Genomic DNA, 3396 nt, shown 5'->3' on the forward strand with positions numbered 1-3396 from the left:
GCTCCCGGCCGTCCCACTCCCCCGATCCGCCGGGTGGAGGGGCCCGCGGGGTTCTCCCGGCGGGTACCGGGGCGGCCGATCGGGTGCCGACCGCCACCGCGCCGACCGCCGCCGCGCCGACCGCCGCCGTACCGGCGGTGCCCCCGGGGGTCCCGGTCTCCCCCGGTGTCCCGGGGCCGGCCCCGGCCGTCGGGCCCCCGAACCGGCGTGGAACCGCCGGGCCGGCGGGAAATCGCCCGGCGCGCGTGACCGAACACGCGCCCCGCGGCCGTGCCGACGCGAAGAGACCTCCCCGCCGGCCCGGTGCCCCGCGCCGCCCGCGGTTCCGCACGGCCCTTCCCGGCGCGGGCCCGGTCGCCGTCCCGCTCGCCCTGCTGGTGTGCGGCGCCATGGTGATGGCCCTGATCACCCAGGAGACCGGCGCCTTCGGCCTGGCCACCGGGCTGGCGCTCGCCGCCCTGCCCGTCCCGGTCATGGTCGCCCTGCTGCACCGCGCCGCCTCGATGGACGCCGCCTCGCGCGCCGGTCTGGCCTTCGCCCTCGGCTGGGGGGCCTGCGCCGCGACGCTGGTCGCGCTGGTCGCCAACGGGGTGCTCGTCCAGTGGCTGCTCGCCGATCCGGCCGGCCTGCCCCGCCCCCGGGCGGACGCCCTGGAGCTGACGCTGGTGGCCCCGGTGGTCGAGGAGTGCGCCAAGGGCGCCGCCGTCCTGCTGCTGTGGCTGCACCGTCCCCGCGCCGTGCACGGTGTGCTGGCCGGGGTGTGCGCGGCGGCGATGGCCGCGATCGGCTTCGCCTTCACCGAGAACGTCCTCTACCTGGGTCGGGCCGCCGCCGAGGACCGGCTGTTGGGCACCCCGGTGGTGGACTCCGCGACGGCGGCCACGTTCCTCGTCCGGGTGGTGCTCGCACCCTTCGCCCATCCGCTGTTCGCCGCCCTCACCGGCATCGGCCTCGGCCTGGCCGTGGTGCTGCCGCGCCGACGGCGACTGGCCCGGGCGGTGCTGCCCTGGCTCGGCCTGGGCGGCGCCATCGGTCTGCACTCGGCGTGGAACGGCGCCACCGGTCTGGGCACCGGCGGCTTCCTGATGGTCTACGGCCTGCTGATGTTCCCCGCGCTCGCCCTGGTGATCGGCGTCTGCGTGCACGCCCGGCGCCGCCAGCTGCGGGCCGTGCGGGAGGTGCTGCCGCGCTACGCCGGACCCGACCGGCCGGGGATGGGCGAGCACACCGCGCTGGGCACCTCGCGGGGACGCTCCCTCACCCGGCGGCTGGCCCGCCGGGACTGGGGGCCGGCGGGCGCCCGGGCGGTGATCCGCTACCAGGACACGGCCACCGAGCTGGCCCTGCTGCGCGACCGCGCCGAGCGGCACGGCGGCGTGGGACCGGCGGGCGCGGCGGGGGATCTCGCACGGCGGGAGGCGGAACTGCTGTGGCGGCTGGCCCGGCACCGGGGCCCGGCGATCACCCGCTCGCTGCGCGGCGCCGCCCTCGTGGAGGCCCAGGCGGCGCGTCCCCCGGCCTGACCCCGCCGCGCCCGAAGGGGTCGCGTCGGTGTCCGTGCGCAGGGAACCGCCCGCCCCGGGGGGCGGGGACGCCCCCCCGCCGTGCGCCCGTGCGCCCGGCACCGCCGCTCGACCACGGCTCCCGGGCCGCGCCGATCGTCCGGACCGGCCGCGGGGTCAGACGCCGGCCGTCCGGACCACCCGGCCCCCGAGGCCGCGACTGCGGGTGAAGGCCTGTTCCGCCTCCCAACCGCGCCCCAACCGCTCCAGGGCGCGCCCCCGCAGGTTCCACGCATCCGCGCTGCGGCTGCGCAGCGCGACGGCGGAGTCGGCCAGCCGCCGGGCCAACCGCACCTCCCCGGCCTCCAGCGCGCGACGGCCGACCTCCAGGAGCGCCTCGAAGCAGTCGTCCTGCGAGGGGCTCAGGTCGGTGTGGCGCACGACGAGCTCGCCGACCGCCGCGACCAGCCGGCGCTGATCCGGCCCGGGTCGGTCCTCGCTCGCCGCGACGTGGCGCGCGCACTCGCGCACGCACGCGGTCAGCAGATCCTCGGCACGGGCCACGCTTCCGGCCCGCAGCCCCATCAGCCCTGCCCAGCGCTTCGTCATGACCCCAGCGTCCCGCCGCCGGGCCGACCGTCCGTAACACGGAGGGGCCCGGAAGGTGAACAGGGGACGACGAACGCCCGGACCGCGTCTCCCCGGGGCGGACGCCCGGGGGCCCGCGGCGGGCCGTCGGGCGCCGGTCACCGGTCCCGTCGGGGGGTCACGCCCGTCCCCGCTCCGCCGACGCCCCGGCCTCCCCGGTGTCCCCCGGCTCGGAGGCGGCGGTCAGCTCCTCCCGCTCCGCGTCGGTGAGCCGCAGGTCCAGTGAGGCGAGCAGCGGCGGCAGCTGCCCGATGTGGCGGGCGCTGGCGATCGGCGCGGCGACCCCGGGCCGATCGGCGAGCCAGGCCAGGGCGACGGTCGCCGGTTCCACGCCGTGCGCCGCCGCCACCCGGTCGAGGGCCGCCAGCACGCGGGGACCGCGCGCGGTCCCCAGGTACTCGGCGGCCTTCCCCGCGCGGGGGCTGTCCACGGCCTCGGTGCCGGGCCGGTACTTGCCGGTGAGGAAGCCGCGGGCCAGGGCGAAGTAGGGCACGCAGGCCAGACCGTACCGTTCGGCGACCCCGCTCAGCGGCCCCTCGTAGGTCTCCCGGCTGACCAGGTTGTAGTGCGGTTGCAGGGCGGTGTAGCGGGCCTTGCCCTCGGCGGCGGAGAACTCCAGGGACTCGGCCAGCCGCTCGGGGGAGATGTTGGAGGCGCCGATCTCGCGGACCTTGCCCTCGCGGACGAGGTCGTCGAGGGCGGTGACGATCTCCCCGACCGGGACGCTCTCGTCGTCGAAGTGGGTGTAGTACAGGTCGATGCGGTCGGTGTTCAGTCGGCGCAGCGAGTCCTCGGCGGCGGCCCGGATGTTCTTCGGCGCCAGGCCGCGCCGGTCGGGGTGGGCGCCGACCTTGGTGGCGACGACCACCTCGTCGCGGCGTCCGCCGGCGTGTCGGGCGAGCCAGCGACCGATGATCGTCTCGGACTCTCCCCCGGAGTTGCCGTCCACCCATGCGGTGTAGGAGTCGGCGGTGTCGATGAAGGTGCCGCCGCCCTCGACGAAGGCGTCGAGGACGGCGAAGGACTCGTCCTCGTCGGCGGTCCAGCCGAAGACGTTGCCGCCCAGGCACAGAGGGGGCACGGAGAGGGAGCCGATGGCGCGTGGGGTCATGCCCGCGCAACGAGCGACCCGCGGGACGGCGTTCCCGGTCCTTCCCCGGGTACCCCGTCCGGCCGATCGGGTGGGTCCGATCGGCCGGAGGGGTGGGCGGCCGTCCCGGGTGTCCGGGAGCCTGTCTCTTATACA

General features: G+C 77.8%; 3 protein-coding genes. 1 reads left to right on the plus strand and 2 read right to left on the minus strand.

All coding sequences use genetic code 11. The annotated features are described in order from the left end of the window. The first annotated feature begins 245 nt into the window (after positions 1–245). Entirely contained in the window at positions 246–1523 is a 1278-nt protein-coding gene (locus FOE67_RS20440) for a PrsW family intramembrane metalloprotease (protein WP_182666303.1), read from the plus strand. A 156-nt stretch (positions 1524–1679) separates the two neighbouring features. Here the strand turns inward: FOE67_RS20440 and FOE67_RS20445 are convergent, their stop codons facing one another. Together FOE67_RS20445 and FOE67_RS20450 are read right to left on the minus strand one after the other, a co-directional pair. Next, a complete protein-coding gene (locus FOE67_RS20445; RefSeq protein ID WP_182666304.1) occupies positions 1680–2111 on the minus strand; it encodes a tetratricopeptide repeat protein in 432 nt (143 codons plus the stop codon). A gap of 157 nt (positions 2112–2268) precedes the next feature. Then, complete coding sequence (locus FOE67_RS20450) at positions 2269–3261, minus strand: aldo/keto reductase (protein ID WP_182666305.1); 993 nt, start codon at positions 3259–3261, stop codon at positions 2269–2271. Positions 3262–3396: the final 135 nt, after the last annotated feature.

The organism is Streptomyces calidiresistens (assembly GCF_014141525.1).
Classification (GTDB): Bacteria; Actinomycetota; Actinomycetes; order Streptomycetales; family Streptomycetaceae; genus Streptomyces; species Streptomyces calidiresistens.

What these genes read in the sequence shown, in the direction of transcription:
- FOE67_RS20445 (WP_182666304.1), bottom strand. Translation starts at nt 2,111, where the DNA reads ATGACGAAGCGCTGGGCAGGGCTGATGGGGCTGCGGGCCGGAAGCGTG.
- FOE67_RS20450 (WP_182666305.1), bottom strand. Translation starts at nt 3,261, where the DNA reads ATGACCCCACGCGCCATCGGCTCCCTCTCCGTGCCCCCTCTGTGCCTG.